The sequence below is a fragment of the Mesorhizobium sp. M1A.F.Ca.IN.020.03.2.1 genome, assembly GCF_004023205.1.
In the GTDB taxonomy this organism is placed as follows: domain Bacteria; phylum Pseudomonadota; class Alphaproteobacteria; order Rhizobiales; family Rhizobiaceae; genus Mesorhizobium.
Window position 1 is genome coordinate 1 of record NZ_RZSV01000500.1, and the last position, 634, is coordinate 634.

At 69.4% G+C, this 634-nt stretch carries 1 protein-coding gene; it reads right to left on the reverse strand.

The window, feature by feature from the left end; all coding sequences use genetic code 11:
* Positions 1-634 (reverse strand): Ig-like domain-containing protein (locus tag EOA79_RS32375; protein ID WP_206639310.1); only part of this gene is annotated, 634 nt, incomplete at both ends.

Genomic DNA, 634 nt, shown 5'->3' on the forward strand with positions numbered 1-634 from the left:
ATGGTGAAGGTGCCGCCCTGGGTGGTGCTCTCCTTGGAGGTGTCGGAGCCGGCCGATTCACCGGCGCCGCGGCTGGCGAGCAGGTCGTCCTCGTTGACCGTCACGTCGCCGCCATTGGCTGCCGGCGTCAGGTCGGTGATGGTCGGCGGCGTGTTGCCGATCGAGATCGTCAGCGTGGTGTGCGAGGTGTCGCCGTCGCCGTCCTTGATGGTGTAGGTGAAGACGTCGTCATGGCCGCCGGCGGTGCCGGCGTCGCGGACATAGGTGTAGGAGCCGTCGGCATTGAGCGTCAGCTTGCCGTAGGTGCCCTGGATGACCGAGCCGACGGTGGCGGCGCTGTCGAGATTGGCATTGGTGTTGCCGGCCGCGACGCCGACCACGGTTGCGCCGTCGGCGCCCTTGGTGTCGGCGCCGGCCGCATTGCCGTCGCTGCCCGCGCCGGTCATGACGTTGCCGCCGATCGAGGCGAACGAGCCCGCAGGCACGGCATCGGTGTCGGCGACCGCGGTCGGCACGTCGTCGACGATGTTGACGGAGAGCGTGCCGGTGGCGTTCTGGCCGTCCTGGTCGGTGAGCGAGACGGTCATGTTCTCGAACAGGCTGTTGGTGCCCTGGCCGGCGGCATGCGCCTCGT